Genomic DNA, 18,468 nt, shown 5'->3' with positions numbered 1-18,468 from the left:
ATTCAGTCTCCGCTACCCCAGAAGATGGTGTACTCCGAGTTTTGTGGTTGATGCCCTCGAAATCCCTTTCCACCTAGCGTCATGCCAAATACATGATCATTGAGCATCGGGCTGCAAGTGCCCACACAGAAGTTCCGTGAGGCGGCACCGAATACTGGGTGTTCGTGGGCCGCCAGACTATTGAGGATGGTCTCCTCGGCATGCCCTGCCCCGCGAACGAATTCTTCACCTTGTCGCAGGGTCCACGATGCCGGCATGGCGCCATCACCATTGATTCCGATGCGGATCGAGTATGCCTTTGTCTTTGAATTGAATACACCGATCACCGCCGTGGTGGCCGAATTGTAGCCGCGGGTTGAATTGAGCTCTTCCGCGCGGTCCAAGGCCAGCATTGCATCGTCTTGAGTCCCGACGCCGCAGTTGTGAACGAGGACCGGCGTACCGCCCGCCAGCACATAGTACGTGTGGAAGTCGTCGACGGTGAGGTTGTGCGTGGTGACGGCGAGCGGGTAATCGCGGGTTGCCCGGACGGTCAGGGTTGAGCCGTCGGGCTGGCGGAGCCGCTCGCCCTCGGCGAATTCGCCGGCGTCGAGCCACTGGCGGCGGGTCTCGCTCCAGTGCGGGTGGTGTGAGGTGGAGGTGAGGGTGGCCGGCGGGCCGCGGGGGTTCGCGTCGTCGGTGAGGGTGAGGTCCGTGAACTCCTTGTCATCCGGCGTGGTGATGGTGGCCGTGACCGTCTTGGCTTCGGTTTCACCGGTCTGCGGGTCCGTGGCCAGGACCTTGTCGCCTACCTGGACGTCCTCGATGGCCTTGGTCGTGCCGTCGGCCATGGCGACGCGCGCGCCCGTGGGGAAGCTGTTCCTCTTGACGGCGCACGCGGCTCCGGCCTCGGAGTCGGCTGCGCGGGCTTCCGCTCCCCCGCCGCTCGCCTCGGCGTCGGCCTCGCCTCTGCCGGCCTTGGATTCTGTACCGGCGCTGTCGGTGGCTGTCTCGGACCCTGCTTTCTGGTCCCCGGCCTTTCGTGCCTGAGCCGCTGCAGCGGACGCCTCGTCCTCGGCCTTCTTGGCCTTGGTGAAGGCCTCCATGGCCTTGGAGGCCTTACGCTCGGCGGCATTGACCGCGTCGTAGGCCTTGTTGAGCTCCTTGTAGATCTTGAAGGCCTTGATGCCGATCTTGATGGCCTTGGCCAGCTTGCCCCAGGGAACCGCATTGAGCGCCGTGTTGATGCACGCCATGACGTCGCCCTTGGTGAAGCAGTCACGCGCATCGTTGTAGCCGATCAGGTCCATGACCAGATCGATCACGGCGTGCTTCAGTTCATCGCGCTTCTTCTTGGCCTTGTTGAGCTCGTGGGTGGTCTCCTCCACGGGGTTGAAGTTGCTGCTGCTGCCGCTTCCGCTGTACTGAGTCGCCGCGGCGTCGTTGGTGTTGCCCGTGTGGGTGTTCGTGGCGCAGGAGGAGAAGTTGTCGCAGTAGACCTTGAGGCCGGTCGAGTCCGACTTGTTGATCGGATCGTTGTTGGAGTAGGCGTACGCGTTCCACTGCTGCGGGTCGCCACCGTCGATGATCGGGTCGGGGCTGATGAACCGGCCCGTCGTGGGGTCGTACTCACGGGCGCCCAAGAGGGTGAAGCCGGTGGACTTCTCCTTGGTACCGCCGACGAAGCCCTTGTCTCCGGCCCAGGCCCCCGGCGACGGCTGGGTGCCGCGCTCGTTGCCGAACGGGTCCGCGGGACGACGGACCTGGGCCAGGTCCGTGGCGTTGAACTGCACGCCGTTCGTGCCGTGGTGGTCCGACGACTGGTAGGCGAGCGACGAGACGCCGGCGGTCGTGGTGCGGGTGACGGACAGTCCGCCGGGCGCAGTGTACGTACGGACGTTGGAGACATTGGTGGTGGCGGTGTCCAGAGTGATCTGGTCCGTGCCGAGGTTGAGCGTCGTCTTACCGGGCTCGCGGCGGATGAGCTGATTGCCGCCGGTGTCGTAGAGGTAGCTGGTGCCACCGCTCTCACCGGTACCGGTGATCTTGTCGATCTTGCCCTGGTCGTTCCAGGCCAGGGTCTTGGTGCCCGGGGTGCTGGTGATCGAGGCGGTGTTACCGGTCGCGTCGTACGTGTACGAGGTGACCGTGGTGCCCGTGCTGCTGGTCTGCGTGGAGGCCATCAACGCGTGCGGACCGCCCGTACCGCCGCCCGTCTTCGGGTCGGTGGAAGGCGTGTTGGGACCGGCACCGAAGGTCTGGGTGACCGTCGTGTCCTTGGCCGCGTTGCCGGTGACGTCCTTCTTCACCAGCTTGGTACGGTTCCCGATCTTGTCGTACTCGTACTGCTGCCAGTACGGGGCCGGACCGCCCACACTCGGCTTGCCGGTCCCGTCGAGCTTGGGGCCTGTGGAGTTGGTGCAGCCGCCGATGCCGCGCACGCTCGGCTGCGGCGCCGTGGTGGTGGTGCCGGTGTCGGTCCAGGCCTGGGTCAGCCGGCCGAGGTAGTCGGTCGTGAAGCACTGCAGGTCGCGGGCAGTACCGTCCTGCGTGTTGCTGATCGAGGTCAGCTGGCCGACCCGGTTGTAGGTGTAGTCGAGTACATCGACGCTCGCCGTGGCCGCGGTCTGCTTGTCGAGGGTGGACCGGACCGGCCGGCCCGTGGCCTCGTCGTAGTCGACGGTCGAGACGATTTGTCGGCCGGTGTCACCGACTGTGGTGCGGATGGCCCTGCCGAAGGGGTCGTAGCGCATGTCCACGACATACGGCGTCATCGTGGAACCGATGGTGCCGTCGAGCGAAGTGAAGCTGCCGACGGAGTTGATTCCGTACGTCAGTGTCTCCGCGCCGAGGCCGGCCTTCGCGATGGCCGGTAGGACCGTGGTCTTGAGCTGGCCGTACTTGTCGTAGGTGTTCTTCGTCTCGTAGGTGCCCTGCAACTCCTTTTCGACGGCAGGGACGGTGACCTTGGTGCCGAGCGGCCGGTAGCCGCTGTCATAGCCGGTGACCTCGGTGACGTACTCGCTGCCCGACTTACCACCGACGAAGCGCGAGCTGGTCGACGGCTTGCCGAGCGCCTTGGTGTCGTAGGTGGAGGCACCGACCTGCTTGGCCGGGTCGACTGCCGCGCCCTCGTAGGTCGCGATCGTGCGGCCGAGGAGGTCGCTGACGGTCGTGGCCTGCTTGCCGCGGGCGTCCTTGACCGTGACGAGGTTCCTACTGTCGTCGTAGACGGTCTCCGCCGTGCCCGAGTCCGGGTCGGTGGTCTTCACCGTACGACCGAGGAGGTCGTAGGCGAAGGTCCACTCGTTGCCGGCGGAGTCCTTGCGGGACAGCTCCTTGCCCTGGGTGTTGCTGACGTACGTGGTCTCGTCATAGTCACCCGTGGGCGTATTGCCCTTGTACTGGCGCACCACGGACGTCAGGCCGTTGCTGACGGAGGCGGTGGCGTATCCGCCGGCTGGCGGGATGTTCCGGACCTCGTCAGCGCCGGGGTATTCGGTCTTCGAGCGCCACTGCTCGATCCCGTAGGACTGGAACACAGAAGCGGTGGTCCGGCCGAGACCGTCGAAGACCGAGACGGTCTGGGAAGGAATCCTGCTGTCGGGGTTGACCCCGCCGTTAGGCAGGAAGAGCGCCCCGCCAGGAGCCTTCTCGTTGTTGTAGTACGGCGCGCTGGTCTTGACCTGCCAGCCGTGCGAGTCGAAGAGGGCATCGGTGATCATGCGTCCGAAGACGCCGGACGGGGTGTACGCCTGCGTCTGGCGGACGCGGCCGAGGCCGTCGTAGATCGTGTAGCTGTTGATGTACCTGCCGTCGTTCATGAGCGCCTGGCTCAGAACATTGGTCGGCGCGTTCGTCCCGTTCATGGCGTACGAGAACTTGCGGACCGGCGGGTCGACGGTCCGGTCCTGCCCCGGCTGCCAGATGGTGGTGACACGGCCGAGGGCGTCGTAGCCGCGCTCGGCCACGTGGTTGTTCTCGTCGGTCGTCTTCATCGGCAGCGAACGGCCGGTGTCGAGGGTGGTGATGGTCTTCCAGCCCAGCGGGTTGGTGTGAGTGACCTCGTAGGGCAGTGCGTTGGGCAGTGCCCTGTACTCGGTCTTGGTGACCGCGCCGTCCGGGTGGGCAGCGTCCTTTCGCAGCTTGTTCGTGCTGGTGGTGAGACGGCCGTACGGGTCGTACGAGGCCGTCATGTTGAGCCGGTAGACCGGCTTGCCCGTGTCGTCGTACTTCTCCAGCACCTCGGTGCCGGTCTGGTCGGCGGTCGCGCCGGTCTGGCCGTACGCCTTGTCGTCGTAGTAGGTGCGCGTGTCACCGACCGTGTTGGCCGAGTTAGGGGTCTGACCGCAGGCGCCCGTGACGATCAGGGTGCGGGAGGCGAGCTGGGTGAGTGCGCCTCCGGGGCCGGTGGCGTACTCGAAGGTGGTGCACATGCGCTGGTCGGTGCGGGACACGTCGCCCTTGTCGTCGACCTGGAGCGGCCGCGAGAAGAGCGTGTCGTCGTACGTCGAGGTGCGTTCGGTCGTGCGCCATGTGCCGTTGGCGAGCTTGGCACGGCTGACGACCTTACCGGTGTTCAGCGCGCGGGCCGTGATCGCGGGCATGCCGCCGGACTGGGCGCGCGTGGCGGTGACGGCGCCGAGCCACGGGGTGGACACCTCGTCGCCGACGACGGTGCCGCCGTCGCGGTCGTAGGTCTCGGTCTGGCGGACGAAGCCGGACAGGACTTCCTCGTCCTTGATGGTGCCACCGTGCGCGTCGGGGACGTTTACGCTGCGCTTGGTGCCGTTGGCGAGGACGTCGCCGTCCATGCCGCGCAGGAAGGTCGCCACCGACTTGGTGCGCGGCGCCTCGGACGCGTTGCCGCTTCCGGTACGGGTGGTGACCGTGGCGAAGCCGCGGAACTGGTCCCACGTACGGGTCTTGGGGTCGGCGAACTCGGAGTCGTTGCGGTGCCAGGCGATGCCGCCGCCGTACTCGTAGTTGGTCACCGTGCTGACCTGGCCGGCGACCATGTCCTGCTGGGTGACGGACTCGACGACGACCTTGTGGAACCAGTCGTTGACCGGGTCCGGGTAGGACTGGCCGGGCAGGTACCACTTGACCGGCATGCAGGCCATGGTGTTGGTGTCGTCGGCCGCCGGCATGGTGCCGTTGACCCGCGAACACTCCGGGGCCTTGTAGATCACGTTGATGCGGCCACCGGTCTCGGTGGTGATGGTCTGGATGCGCGGCCGGTTGTAGCGGGAGGTGTTGGCCTCGGTACCGTCGGGACGCTTGACCACGCCGTCGACGCGGTTGGGGATCTGCAGCGGCTCGAACAGCACGGGCGGCACGGTCAGCGGGGTGCGCGCGTTGGTAGCGCTCCGTTGGATGGACTCGAGCCAGAGGGTGGGGGAGGTTCCGTCACCAGGCGCCTCGAAGCGCTGCTTCAGCGTGTACGAGTCGATGTTGCGATAGCCGCCGGTGCCCAGGACCTCGGTGTCGATCTTCGTCAGCCGCTTGGTGGTGAAGAAGGTGGGCGACAGGTTGAGGCACTGGCCGGTGGACGCGCACTCCTGGTCGACCGGCGTATCGCCCCAGGCCGTGGGATTGGTCTTGCGCTTCGTGGGGTCACAGGCGTCGCCCGCTTCGAAGCAGCGGTCCGCGGAGCGCAGCCAGATCTGGGCTGCGGTATTGGCCTTGCCCTTGGCCGTGATCTGGTCGGGCAGGCGCTGGCCGTAGCCGATCCAGGTCGGGTAGGAGGCGCGCTGGTAGAGGGTCGGGGTGCCGTCGCCGTTGTTCTGGCCGCCGCCACGACCGTAGTAGTTGTCCTCCTGCTCGTAGCGGTAGGAGCTCAGGTTCTGGTGCGCGTCCACGACGTAGTCGAGGTTCCACTGCCAGCCGAGCTGCTGGTACGTGCTGTTGGCCGGTGTGTCGGCACCGAGGCACTTGTCCTGGCCGCTGTTGAAGTAGACGGGCACCGTGGAGACCGACTTGGCCTCCGGGTCGGTGCCGTCACCGCCGGGCAGGCGGTTGGCTCCGAAGTAGTACTGCGTGCCGTCTGTGGTGGTGACGCGGAAGCCCTCGCCCTTCCAGGCGGAGTTGCGCTGGCCGGTCAGACGCTCGATCTTCGTGCCGTCGTCGCCCTGCAGGCGGTACGCGCAGGTGGTGTCGTCACGGACGATCTGCCCGGCGTGGCCCGCCATCGAGAGGGAGAGGATATCGCCGGCCCAGCACTCGTCGCCGGAGTCCTTGATGCCGGCGTCCTTGCAGCCCTTGTACGAGCGGGAGATCGAGCCGGGGTGCCAGTCCCAGCCCTCACCGATCAGACCGGCCTGGGCGTTGGTCGACGCGGTACGGCCGTCGATCGAGGAGGAGTCGTATCCGAGAACCATGCTCGGCGCCGCTCCGGCGATCGTCGACGGGATCTCGGCCGTGTAGCCGTAGGTGAAGTTCGCCGAGTTCGCCCCGGCCTGCCAGGAGGCCGACGGCAGGAGCGGCGTCGCGGAGTAGTCGCCGAGGTTGCCGGACGGGCCGGGCTCCACAGCGAGGGCCACGCCCTGGGCAGCCATGACCTGCGGGGCATCCGCGGACCCGGCCTGGGCGGCAGGCTGCGACTTCAGCAGCATGCTGGGAGCAACCGAGTTCTTCGCCACCTCGACCTGGGCGACCAGGCGCCCTGAGGCGTCCCGGTGCGAGGCGACGGGCGTGCGCGTGGTGCAACCGGCCGCACCCGGCGTCGTCAAGGCACACGCGGGCAGCTGCACCAGACGGGCACGGTCGGCCCAGTTGGCGCCGGCACTCTTCGCCCATGCCGACACGTCCAGACCGACCTCGACCTTGCCCGTCGCGGCAACGCCGACGGGTTCGGTGAGGGTGATCAGCGCACCGTTCACTCCGGCGGTGCGTGCCTTGGCAGCGTCTTTGACTTCGACGCTGAGGCTGCCGGAGCTGCTGGTCGAGGCGGAGTCCGTGGACTCGGACTGCAAGGCCTTGCCCTTGCCCTTTGTGTCCTTCCCGGGTGCGACCCAGACGGGCAACTCGCCCGCCTGGACGGCCCCTGCCCCGGCAGCGGACTTCGCATCGGAGCGGGATCCGACCTCGACCCGGCTGGCCCCGACCGGGGCCTTCGACTTCGGGGCGGGCTTCCAGGGCTTGGCAGTCGGAGCCGTGCCCTTCGAGGACTTGGCGTCCAAGCCCTTGACCGGCTTCGCGCCGGGCAGTGCGGTCTTCGGTGGCACCCACACCTTTGGCGGTTTGTCAGCCGCCTGGACTGCGGGAAGACCCAGTCCAGAAACCAGAACGGCGAGTGCGGCAACGACCGCGACCCGTGCTCTGCCACGCGTCGAACGCATGGCAAAGCGACTCCGATGAGACAACAGGATCCCCCCAGGAAACCGGTACAGGAAAGACCGGACCGTCTCGGTCCGGATTAACCTCGCTTTATAGAGCGGGAATTTCGAAGTCTAATGAGATTCTAAGAATCTCCCCATGAGCAATGTCACCCAGGGACAACATGGCGTTTCGGGACATGAACCGGACATTGCCTCTTCACAGGACCCACACAGGCTGTTGACAAGCTTGCAGATTGAGATGAAATGTGCCCTGACTTCACTTCATTTACCGCTGACAGCGAGGACCTCCGCCTTGAGGCCTGCATTCCTTTCACGCCATTCCGATCCGGGGGAATTCGGCCGACGCCAATCCCCCGGCATGCTCACCATCACCCTGGCCGGCGCCGCCGTAGTCGCTCTCGGGGCCGGTCTGCTGACCGGCCCTCCTGCATACGCCGCCGAAGAACGCGGCCACGGACCGGCCGACACGTCCTGGTCCATGCCCACCACTCCTCCCCCCTCGGCGATCAGCACCGCCAAGGCTCAGGCGAAGAGCAGCGGCGAGCGGGTCGTCATCGACGCGCTGACGACAGCCAGTTCTCAGACATTCGCCACCCCGCAGGGGACGCTCGCGACGGAGACGGCCCTCGCGCCGGAACGGGTGAAGAACGCATCGGGAGGCTGGCAGCAGGTCGACGCGACCCTGCGGACCACCGCCGACGGCACGGTGGCTCCGACAGCCGTCCCTTCCCGGCTCGGCTTCTCCGGCGGCGGAACCGGTCCGATGGCGACCATGACGACCGCCGACGGCAAGAAGTTGGCCCTCAAGGCGCCTTTCCCGCTGCCCAAGCCCACGCTTAACGGTGACAGCGCCCTCTACCCGTCCGTCCTGCCGGGCGTGGACCTCGAACTCACCGCCACCCTCGCCGGCGGCTGGCGCCAGGTGCTGATCGTTCACACCGCCGAGGCCGCCACCAGCGCCGCCGTCAGAAAGCTCCAGTTCCCCATCGAGGCCGACGGCCTGACGGTCAGTGCCGACGTTGCCGGCAACCTTCAGGCGGTCGATGCCCAGGGCAGCGCCCGCTTCACCGCCCCGACCCCGGTCATGTGGGACTCGGCTCGCTCCGGGTCGGCCGCCGACGCCGGTCGATCGAAGTCGGCGGGCGCCTTCGCCCTGCAGTCCGCACCAGCCGAGGAAATCCCTCTGGCGCCCTCGACCGCGTCGAGCTCCGACGGCCCCGGCGAAGGCGCCGCCGTGAAGCCGGTCGCCACGACCGTCGACGACCGCGGCCTCCAGCTCGTCCCCAATGCCGACCTGCTCGGCCAGGGCACCGGCCCCTGGTACATCGATCCGGGCTGGGCACCCACCCTGGACAACGCCAACCAGGCCTGGTCCCAGGTCCAGGAGGCGTACCCGGACACCAACGAGTTCAACGGGACGCAGTACGGGCAGGACAGGCCCGCCACCGGCTACTGCGGCTACTACGTGGGCAACCCGCCCTGCGAGGGCATCGGCAGGACCCGCGCCTATTTCCAGATCGGCGTGAACACACAGCTCTACGGCGCCGAGGTCCTCAGCGCCCGGTTCGAGGCGAACGTGGTCTCCTCCTCGAGCCCGAGCACACCGACCCCGATGGGCCTGTACTCCACCAGCGCCATCGGCAGCCCGACCAGCTGGAACCGGCAGCCCTGCGACAAGAACTCGCACATGGGCGGCTGCTCGAAGGAAGCCGGCATCACCATGTCCGGGTCCGGCACCATCACCTTCGACGTCAAGAATCTGGTGAAGAAGGCGGTCCAGTACAGGTGGCCCACCATCACCGTGGGTCTCGCTCCCGACAACGAGTCTGAGAAGTACTACCGTCAGCGGTTCGACAACAGCCCCCGCATCGTGGTCGAGTACGACATCACGCCCACGGTGTCGTCACCCCGCACCGGTCCGACGCCCGGCTTCGCCGACACAGGCTCCTACGCCGGCTGCCGCACCCCCGGGACCACCTACCCCTGGGAGAGCCCGGGCTGGGTCGGCGCCAACAACAACATCACCTTCACGGCCGACACCCACTCAGCCACGGGCCTCCCGCTGTGGACGGCCTTCATCTACTGGGACGATGACAACGGCGGGAAGAGCGACCTCAAGGAGACCGGCTGGAACGGCAGCAGCGGCCCCGTCACCGTCGATGCCGGTCAACTGATCGACGGACATCAGTACGGCTGGCACGCCCGCAACACCGATGGCTTCCTGACCAGCGCCGACAGTGAATGGTGCTTCTTCCGCGTCGACCGCACCCCGCCGAGCGCCACCGTCAGCTCCACCGACTTCCCCGCCTCCGGCACCATCGGGGCACACCCGAAGCTCGCCGGCCAGGAGGGCACCTTCACCCTGACCGGCGCCGATCCCGCCCCGGCGACCGGTACCCGCACCTCGGGTCTGGCCTGCGCCCGGTGGACCACCGACCCCGTCAAGGTGGCCGCCACCGGCTGGAAGTGCACCGATCCCGGCGTGATCAAGCTGACCGACGGTAAGGCCACCGTCAAGGTCACGCCCCAGCAGTGGGGCACCAACTACGTCTACCTGCAGACCCAGGACAACGCCGGCAACATGTCGCAGCCGTTCGTCTACAGCTACTACGCGCCGTCCAACCCCGACGCGGGCAAGCCCGTGTTCGGTGATCTCGGCAACGACCGCAAGCCCGATGTCCTGCTCCCCGACACCGCCGGGAACCTTCGCACGATCGCAGGCGGCCAGGACCCGTACGGCGCGCCCAACGCGATCATCCAGGCGGCGCCAGGAGCCACCCCCAACTGGAACGGCGTCCAGATCAGCCACCGGGGCAGTCTGGGGCGCAAGACCGTCGACGACCTCTTCGCCCATGAGCCCGGCAAGCCCGAGCTCTACCTCTACAGCAATGACAATTACGGCCGCCTCGACGGGCAGGCCAATGCGCCGATCACGAAGCCGGGCACCTGCGTAACCCCGACCGGCGCCTCGATCGACTGCGCGGCCCACGGCTACGGCGTCACCAACTGGTCCAAGGTGACCCAGATCGCGGCCTTGGGTTCCCCCATCGGTGATTCGGGTGCCACGGCGGACACGCTGCCCACCACGTCCCTTCTGTTCGTCGAGAACGGACGCCTGTGGCTGGGCACCGCAGGTGCACTCAACGCGCTCGCCCCCCAGGCCGTCCTGCTCTCCGCCAACGACACCAAGTGGGCCGGCTACGACCTGCTCACCCCCGGCCGCGCCCAGGGCACCGACTTCCCGACCCTGTGGGCCCGTTCCAAGACCGACGGCAGCCTCCACGCCTTCTCGGTCAAGGGCACGGCCCAGGCTCCCGACCTCACCGGCTTCACCAACCCGGCCGCAGGCCTCATCTCCGGCAAGATCGACCCGAAGGTCTATCCGCGGGTCGGGTCTGAGGGTGACCTGACCGGCGACGGCATCCCCGACCTGTGGGCCGTCGACACCAACCAGCAGCTCGTCGCCTTCAACGGCGTGGGCACCGCGACGCCCTTCCCGGCCGCCAGCGGCGTCAGCACGACCCCCGTCACCCTGGGCAACCTCAACATGCCCAAAGCGCAGTGGAAGCTGACGGATCAGACCGGCGCCTCCACCCCGAGCGCCGTCGGCAACTTCCCCGCCATGACGACCAACATCACCTTCCCCGCCGCCGAGAACATCGGCTACCGCAGCTCGTCCTACGCGGCGTTCAGCAAAGCGGGCGGCTCGTACGCCACCACCGCCGGCCCCGTCATCGACACCCGCAAGAGCTTCACCATCAGCACCTGGGTCAAGGCCACTGAACTCGGCGGAGCCGTCCTCAGCCAGGACCTGGGGAACAACAGCTCGCTGCTGCTCTTCCCCAACCACAACACGAAGGTCTGGCAGTTCTCCATCGCCAACGGCGACACGAACCCCTGGCCGTACGACGAGACCAATGAGGTCAACAGCGCCAGCGCCATCACGCTGAACGCCTGGCAGCAGCTGACCGCCGTCTACGACGAGACCACCGGCCTCATGCGCCTGTACGTCAACGGCACCCTGGCGGGCACCGGCCACCACAAGGCGTCCACCAGCCCGGCCCCGGTCGGCCCCTTCCAGTTGGGCCGTTTCAAGGACTCCGGCGCATACGCCGCCTCCCCGTTCAGCGGCGGCATCAGCAACCTCGCCGTCTACCCCTATGCCGCCCCCGTCACGGCCCCGCAGGCCGCCGGGCCCATCCATCTGACTCAGGCCGCAGCCCACTGCGTGGACAACGACTTCAACCGTCTGGTGGACGGCAACAAGATCCAGATCGCGGGGTGCAACGGGACCGCTGCCCAGCAGTTCCAGGTCGCCAACGACGGCACCGTCCGCAACCAGGGCATGTGTCTCAACGCATCCAACGGCGGTGTGGCCAACGGCACTCTCATCGAGCTCCGCACCTGCGACGGCAGCGCCGTCAGCCAGCAGTACCTGCCCCGGGCCGACGGTGGCATCTACCACCCCGCCTCAGGTCGATGCCTCGACCTCGGCAGCTTCAACACCACACCCGGGACCCCGCTCGGGCTCTGGGACTGCAATCCCAGTCCGGCTCAGCGCTGGACCGTTCCCCTTCTCGGTACGGCGCCCCTCCCCGTTCCCACTCCGTAACCACCCACCGCACCGCACGGAGGCCGTCTTCCCGCCCGGGGAGGCGGCCTCCGCCGTTCCATCCCCCCTGCCCTAGCCCCCCGCGCGCCCCCGCGGTGCGGAATGGCCTCTGGGTCACCTGAAGCGGTGAACCGGCCCTTATCCCGCGGCGGCCCGGGGTAGGGCACTGCTGATCTCGTGCGGGGGGCCGGAACGACGACGGGCCCCGCATCCCTGGACGAAAGGCCGGCCCTGCCGTGACGCAGCCGTTTCAACTGCCGGAGTTCTACGTGCCCTACCCGGCGCGGCTGAACCCCCATTACGAGGACGCCCGGGTCCACACCAAGCGATGGGCGCGCGACCTCGGAATGCTGGAAGGTTCCGGCGTCTGGGAGGAGAGCGACCTCGACTCCCACGATTACGCGCTGCTCTGCTCGTACACCCACCCCGACTGCGACAGTGAGGCGTTGTCGCTGGTCACCGACTGGTACGTGTGGGTGTTCTTCTTCGACGACCACTTCCTGGAGATGTACAAGCGCTCGCAGGACCGCGACGGCGCCAAGGAGTACCTCGACCGGCTCGCCGCCTTCATGCCGATGGACCTGGCCGACGGTTTCCCCGAGCCCACCAACCCCGTCGAGGCGGGCCTCGCGGACCTGTGGGAGCGGACCGTCCCCGCGATGTCCGAGCACTGGCGGGAACGGTTCTCCTTGTCCACGAAGAACCTGCTCAACGAATCGATGTGGGAGCTCGCCAACATCAACATCGGGCGCGTGGCGAACCCGCTCGAATACATCGAGATGCGCCGCAAGGTCGGCGGCGCCCCCTGGTCGGCCGGCCTCATCGAGTACGTCTCCGCCGAGGTGCCCGCCCGCGTGGCCCACTCCCGGGCGCTCGGCGTCCTGCGCGACGCGTTCTCCGATGCCGTGCACATCAGGAACGACATCTTCTCCTACGAACGCGAGGTCGCCGACGAAGGCGAACTCTCCAACGCCGTCCTGGTGTTGGAGACCTTCCTCGGTTGCACCACCCAGGAAGCCGCGGACGCGTCGAACGACCTGCTCACCTCCCGGCTCCAGCAGTTCGAGCAGACCGCGCTCGTGGAGCTCCCCCAGCTCTTCGCCGACCACGCCTTGGACCCGGCGGAGATCGCGGCCGTCCTCGCCTACGCCAAGGGCCTGCAGGACTGGCAGTCCGGCGGCCACGAGTGGCACATGGTCTCCAGCCGCTACATGAACAAGGAGGCCAAGGCCACCGCCCCGCTCACCCTGCCCTTCCTGCCGTCCGGCCTCGGCACCACCGCGCTCGACCTGCGGTCCGTCTTCACGCAGCGCTCGATGGAGATGCGCCGCCGCTCCTTCACCCACGTGCCCTTCGAGTACACCGGCCCCTCCGTCATCCCCGACGTCTACATGCCGCACCGGCTCACCCTCAGCCCCCATCTGGCGTACGCCCGCGAGGAGTCGGTGGCCTGGGCCCGGCGCATGGGCCTGCTGGACCCCCAGCCCGGCGACCCCGGTTCGGCGATCTGGACCGAGGAGAGGCTGCGCGGCTTCGACTTCGCGCTCTGCTCGGCGGGCATCGACCCGGACGCCACGCCGGAGGCGCTCGCCCTCAACGCGAGCTGGCTGACCTGGGGCACGTACGGCGACGACTACTACCCGGTGGTCTTCGCGCAGGGCAGGAACCTGCCGGCCGCCAAAGCGACCACCGCCCGCCTGATCGCGATGATCCCCGTCGACCACGCGGAGCAGGCCGAGCCGGTGACCGCGATGGAGCGCTCCCTCGGCGATCTGTGGGTCCGCACCAGCGCGCCCATGACCGCCGCGCAGCGATCCGAGTTCCGGGCGACGCTGGTCGACATGCTGGAGAGCTGGCTGTGGGAGGTGGACAACCAGATCCAGAACCGCATCCCGGACCCGGTCGACTACGCCGAGATGCGCCGCCGCACCTTCGGCACGTACCTCACGATGTACCTGTGCCGGCTCCAGCACCAGGGCCGCGGCATCCCGGAGGAGATCTACGCCTCGGGGACCATCCGCTCGCTGGAGAACGCCGTCGCCGACGCCGCCTGCATGATCAACGACATCTTCTCCTACCAGAAGGAGGTGGAGGTCGAGGGCGAGGTGCACAACTACATCCTCGTGACCCGCAACTTCTTCGACATCGGCTACCGGGAGGCGCTGAGCATCTGCCATGCGCTGATGACCCAGCGCACCGAGGAGTTCGAGCACATCGTGGCCACCCAGCTGCCGCTGCTCTACGACGACTGGAAGCTGAGCGCCGAGGCGCGGACCGCGCTGGACGCGTACGTGGACGAGCTCAAGGACTGGCACGCCGGGATCCTCAACTGGCACCAGAAGATCCGCCGTTACCGCCCCGAGGACCTGCACCGCGTCCCCGGCGCCCTGTCGACCGGCGTCTGGGACTCCGGCTTCGGCATGTCGGCGGCCCGGATCTCCCTGCCGGCGTAGGGGGTGGCGTAGGGGTCGCGGTGGGGGCCCGGTCTCAGAACTCGTCGGCGGTGTGCGGCAGTACGGGCGTACGCAGGGCCGCGTCCAGCGCCGCCGCCGCGCCGGGCGCGTGCTCCCGTACCAGCCCGGCCGCGACGAGGTCGCCGACCCGGGTCCCGCCCAGGTAGCAGGCGGCCAGCTCGCGTACGTCCAGGGCCAGGTCGGCGGCGGCGTCCGCGTGTTCGTACGTCGCCCCGTCCGGCCCCGCCCGGAGCCGGAACCGCCCGGCGTTGGCGGGCAGCCGTACGTCGTGCACCTCCAGCACCACGTCGACCGGCGCGGCCCAGGACCGCGCGGTCAGCGCCGCGCCCACGTCGACCAGGCGCAGCCACAGCGCCGGGTACTGGGCGGTGACGCGCACCTGGTCCCGGTCTGCGGCGAAGTGCAGCAGCGGGTCGTCGACCGGGCGGCCCCAGGCGCAGACCTTGTGGGTGAGGTCGAGGGCGGTCAGGCACTCCCACAGGGCGGCGGCGACCGCCGGGGTGTCGGCCTCCAGCTCGTCGACGCGGACCAGGCCGGTGTGTGCGCGGGCGGACCCGCCCTCGCCCGCGGGCTTGGTGCGGTAGAGCACGTATCCGGCGATCGGCTCGTCCGGGTCGCCGAGGGTGATGATCCGCGGCGGGCTCAGCTCCTCGTCCTCCTCGTCCTGTTCGGCCAGCCACTCCTCGCGCCAGCGCTCGGCGCTGCGGGTGGGGCGGCCGGCCCGGACCGTGCGGGCGGCCTCGTGGTAGGGCCCGATCACGGCGGGGGCGTCGGCCGGGTCGACGAGCTGGAGCGGCCGGCGGTCCGGGTCGATGCGCAGGGCCAGCGGCCGGGTGGAGTCGATCTCGATGGTGACGCCGGTGGTCGCGCCGCCGAAGCCGAAGCGCCCGTAGATGGCGGCTTCGGAGGCCCACAGGGCGGCGAGCGGGCTGCCGGCGGCCGCGGCGCGGCGCAGCATTTCGCTCATGAGTCCGGTGAGCACGCCCCGGCGGCGGTGGGTGGGGGCGACGCAGACGAAGGTGAGCCCGGGGCAGCGGGGGTCCGCCCCGGGCACGGAGAGCCGGAAGTCGTGCGCGGCCATGAAGCCGACGAGGACGTCCCCGTCGTAGGCGCCGATCCGGTCGCACGCCAGGAGCAGCGCGTGGTGTCGGTCGCGGCCCTCCTTCTCCGGCCGGTCGTGGAAGACGAGGTACGCGAGCTCCAGAGCGCGGTCGATGTCGGCCTCGGGCACGTCACGGATGTCCACCATGATCACGAGACTAATCGGTCATAGCCGACCAGGTCACCTCACATTTACCCGATGTGGTGACGTGACGGCCGCGCGCGGGCGGTCACCGGGACGCCGGGCCCGTCCAGTCCGCGGGGACGTGGCCGAGCCGGACGCGCTGGGGATGGTCCCCCACCGGGACGGACACCCGCTTGGTGCCGGTGGCGAAGTCGATGGCGGTGACCTGGTCGGCGCCGCTCTCGGAGATCACGCAGCCCTTGCCGTCGCCGTCGACCGTGGCCCAGTACGGCTTCGAGGCGGGCACGAGGGGGCCTTCGGCGAGGGTGGCGCGGTCCACGATCGTCGCGTAGTCGTCCATGGTGCCCGCGACGCAGAGCTTCGCACCGTCGGGGCTCATGGACATGCCGTGGTGACGGGAGTCGTTGACCCACGTGGTGCGGTCGGTGCTGGTGGCCGGGTTCACGGGGAGGGTCTTGAGGCGCGTGATCCGGTCGGAGGCGACGTCGTACTCCAGGAAGCCGTTGAAGAAGGACACCTGGAAGTAGAGCTTCGACTCGTCGGGGCTGAAGGCGACGGGGCGCAGGGCGTCGGACAGGTCCTTGCGGCCGAAGGCGTCCAGCCGCTCCCGCATGTCGATCACCCGGACGGTGCGGAAGGTCTGCGTGTCGACGACGGTGAGCTTCCGGTCGCCCTTCGTCCAGTCCAGCCAGGGCGCGTCGAGGGCGGTGTTCACCTCGCCGATGGCGCTGTTCCACAGGTAGCGTCCGCCCCCGGTGAAGACGTTCTCGTGCGGCTTGTCCCCGGTGGCGAAGGAGCCGACCTGCTGCCCGGTGGCGATGTCCAGGACGTGCACGGTGTTCGCGGTGGAGGCCGAGACGGCGATGCGGGTCCCGTCCGGGGAGACCGCCATGTGGTCGGCGCGGTAACCGGCCACGGGGAAGCGCCAGTTGATCCGGCCCGAGGCGACGTCGATGGAGACCACGTCGGCGAAGCTGGGGCGGGAGGCGACGACGGCGGAGCCGTCCGGGGTGGTGTACATGTCGTCCACGAACTGGTCGTGGCCCTCGCCGGCGCTCTCCCGGATGCCGAGGAAGAAGCCGAGCTTGATGGGGTTGAGGTAGATCTCGTGGAGCCGCTCGGCCTTGTCGGGGATCATGTTGATCCGCCCGACCTTGGCGAGGTCGCCGGTGGAGGAGAGGACGTCGGCGGTCCCCTCCCAGTTGTTCCCGACGAAGAGCACCTCGCGCAGGCCTGCGCCGCTGGCAGCCGGGGCCGAGGGCAGGGCGGGCGACGGAGCGGGCGACGCCGGGGCCGGGGTCGGCGTGAAGGCGGTGAGCACAGTGGCCGCGGCCAGCGCTCCGAGGGTCCGCAGGGTACGTATCATCCGCTCAACTCCGGTGGGGGGAAGGGAAGGAGAGGGTGCTTCCTGTTACCGGCCGGTAAAAATAGACGGAACGTCAGAAGGGCACAACCCCTAGGGGTCGTGCCCTTTGCTCACGTGCGGCGGTCAGCTCTTCAAGCGACGGACCCGATGCGGTCGATCACGGTGTTCGCGGCGTCGGGATGGATCGGGATGCGCGCCCCGGTGAGGGCGGCGCCGGTGCCTCCGCGGCGGTTCGCGACGATCTCCGCGGCGATGGACAGCGCGGTCTCCTCCGGCGAGCGGGCGCCGAGGTCCAGGCCGATCGGGGAGCGCAGCCGGGCCAGTTCGAGCTCGGTGACGCCGACTTCGCGCAGCCGCTTGTTGCGGTCCTCGTGGGTGCGGCGGGAGCCCATGGCGCCGACGTAGGCGACGGGGAGCCGGAGGGCCAGTTCGAGGAGCGGGACGTCGAACTTGGCGTCGTGGGTGAGCACGCACAGGACGGTCCGGCCGTCCACGTCGGTGCTCTCCAGGTAGCGGTGCGGCCACTCGACGACGATCTCGTCCGCCTCGGGGAAGCGGGTCTTCGTCGCGAAGACGGGACGCGCGTCGCAGACCGTCACCCGGTAGCCGAGGAACTTGCCGATCCGCACCAGGGCCGAGGCGAAGTCGATGGCCCCGAAGACGATCATGCGCGGGGGCGGGACGCTGGACTCGACCAGGACCTTGAGCGGCTCTCCGCAGAGCCGGCCGTCGGCGCCGATCTCCAGTACGCCGGTCTTGCCGGCGTCGAGCATGGCGCGGGCCTCTTCGGCGATGGTGCGGTCCAGCTCGGGGTGTCCGCCGAAGCCGCCCTCGTGGGCGCCTTCGGTACGGACGAGCACCGCGCGGCCCATGAGCTCGGCGGGGCCCTCGGCTATGCGGGCCACGGCGGCGGCCTCGCCGCGGGACGCGGCGGCCAGGGCGGCCGCGAACACCTCACGCACCGGGGAGCCCACGGGCACCGGGGTGACGAGGATGTCGATGATTCCGCCGCAGGTCAGACCCACGGCGAAGGCGTCGTCGTCGCTGTATCCGAAGCGCTCCCGGACGGTTTCGCCGTCTTCGAGCGCCTGCCGGCACAGCTCGTAGACCGCGCCCTCCACGCATCCGCCGGAGACCGAGCCGATGGCCGTGCCCTCGCCGTCGACGGCGAGCGCGGCCCCGGGCTGGCGGGGCGCGCTGCCGCCGACCGCGACGACGGTGGCGACGGCGAAGTCACGTCCCTGCTCGACCCACCGGTTCAGCTCTTCGGCGATGTCCAGCATTGCGGCCTCCTCGGCGAGGTTCGATTTCCAGTATCGGATACGGAGAGGGTGCGGTGTCCGTACGGTCGCGCTGCGTGCGCGGCTGCCCCTGCCGGACCAGTCAGGCCGGTCGGACCGCCTGGCCGGTCGGGCCGGTCCCCGCAGGGGGACCGGCCCGACCGGTCCGGG

General features: G+C 68.9%; 6 protein-coding genes. 2 read left to right on the top strand and 4 right to left on the bottom strand.

The annotated features are described in order from the left end of the window. Nucleotides 1-2 precede the first annotated feature (2 nt). Nucleotides 3-7,205, bottom strand: a complete 7,203-nt coding sequence (locus ACF059_RS10060) for a polymorphic toxin-type HINT domain-containing protein (RefSeq protein WP_392054028.1) — start codon at nt 7,203-7,205, stop codon at nt 3-5. Nucleotides 7,206-7,677: 472 nt separating this feature from the next. Here ACF059_RS10060 and ACF059_RS10055 point away from each other — a divergent pair, with 472 nt between their 5' ends. Together ACF059_RS10055 and ACF059_RS10050 are read left to right on the top strand one after the other, a co-directional pair. After that, on the top strand, nt 7,678-11,931 hold the full coding sequence (locus tag ACF059_RS10055; protein WP_392054025.1) for a LamG-like jellyroll fold domain-containing protein: 4,254 nt from the start codon (nt 7,678-7,680) through the stop codon (nt 11,929-11,931). A gap of 236 nt (nt 11,932-12,167) precedes the next feature. Further along, nucleotides 12,168-14,384: a germacradienol/geosmin synthase gene (locus ACF059_RS10050; protein WP_392054022.1), complete on the top strand. Its 2,217-nt coding sequence runs from the start codon at nt 12,168-12,170 to the stop codon at nt 14,382-14,384. A 34-nt stretch (nt 14,385-14,418) separates the two neighbouring features. Here the strand turns inward: ACF059_RS10050 and ACF059_RS10045 are convergent, their stop codons facing one another. The 3 genes from ACF059_RS10045 to ACF059_RS10035 all read right to left on the bottom strand — a co-directional run bounded on the left by ACF059_RS10045 (nt 14,419) and on the right by ACF059_RS10035 (nt 18,300). Then, nucleotides 14,419-15,654 carry a GNAT family N-acetyltransferase gene (locus ACF059_RS10045; protein WP_392054019.1) on the bottom strand — a complete coding sequence of 412 codons (1,236 nt, stop codon included), beginning with the start codon at nt 15,652-15,654 and terminating at the stop codon, nt 14,419-14,421. 82 nt (nt 15,655-15,736) lie between these two features. Beyond that, nucleotides 15,737-17,017, bottom strand: a complete 1,281-nt coding sequence (locus ACF059_RS10040; protein ID WP_392054015.1) for a YncE family protein — start codon at nt 17,015-17,017, stop codon at nt 15,737-15,739. A gap of 131 nt (nt 17,018-17,148) precedes the next feature. Next, nucleotides 17,149-18,300 (bottom strand): XdhC family protein, encoded by a 1,152-nt coding sequence (locus ACF059_RS10035; RefSeq protein WP_392054012.1) that lies wholly within the window; start codon nt 18,298-18,300, stop codon nt 17,149-17,151. Between the last annotated feature and the right edge of the window lie 168 nt (nt 18,301-18,468).

This window comes from Streptomyces sp. NPDC016562 (assembly GCF_043076955.1).
Taxonomy (GTDB): domain Bacteria; phylum Actinomycetota; class Actinomycetes; order Streptomycetales; family Streptomycetaceae; genus Streptomyces.
The sequence above is the reverse complement of the archived record's forward strand: the minus strand, read 5'-3'. Positions and strand labels throughout refer to the sequence as shown.